The following is a 945-nucleotide window of genomic DNA, read 5'->3' on the forward strand; positions in this document are numbered from 1 at the left end:
TGTTGAAGTGTCAGCCGAAGAATACAGAGCAATGATCGAATTGGCAAAAAATGCCGGACCAGAAGATTGCGAAATGTGTGGTTCATAATCAATTTGACAATAATCCATAAAATTAAAAAATCACCATTTTGTTGACGTCAACAATATGGTGATTTTTTAATTTTTGATAACACAACCCCTAATAAATTTAAAATTTACTAGGGTTTTTCAGTTATGAAATAGGTATTAAACCGTTGCAATATTCTCGACAGCCACCCTCATTTCTTTTGCAGCAGCGACCATTTCGATTAATGCTTTTTTAGTTTCGTCCCAATGTCTGGTTTTCAATCCACAATCAGGATTCACCCAAAGTTGATCTGCAGGAACTACAGCAGCAGCTTTTTCTAATAAATGGACCATTTCATTTCGTGATGGAACTCGTGGCGAGTGAATGTCATAAACTCCTGGTCCGATTTCATTCGGGTATTTAAAATCAGCAAAAACATCCAATAATTCCATTTGCGAACGCGAACATTCGATAGTGATAACATCGGCATCCATATCGGCAATATTTTGGATAATGTCATTGAATTCACTGTAACACATATGCGTATGAATTTGGGTGTCATCTTTTACACCAGAAGCTGAAATTCGAAAGGCTTTTATTGCCCAATCTAAATAGTTTGCCCATTCCTCTTTACGCAAGGGTAATCCTTCACGAATGGCAGGTTCGTCAATTTGGATGATTTTGATTCCTGCTTTTTCTAAATCGACTACTTCGTCACGTATCGCCAAAGCAATTTGCGTGCAGGTTTCAGAACGCGATTGATCGTTACGAACAAAAGACCATTGCAAAATAGTAACTGGACCAGTCAACATTCCTTTTACCCATTTTTGCGTAAGCGATTGTGCAAATTCAGCCCATTTTACCGTCATTGGATTGGGACGGGAAACATCACCATAAAT

The 945-nt window shown here is 38.0% G+C and carries 1 pseudogene; it reads right to left on the bottom strand.

From position 1 onward, the window contains the following. Positions 1 to 225: 225 nt before the first annotated feature. Positions 226 to 945: pseudogene (locus EKL98_RS16365) on the bottom strand (5-methyltetrahydropteroyltriglutamate--homocysteine S-methyltransferase); the annotation flags it as partial.

It is taken from the genome of Flavobacterium bomense (assembly GCF_003970355.1).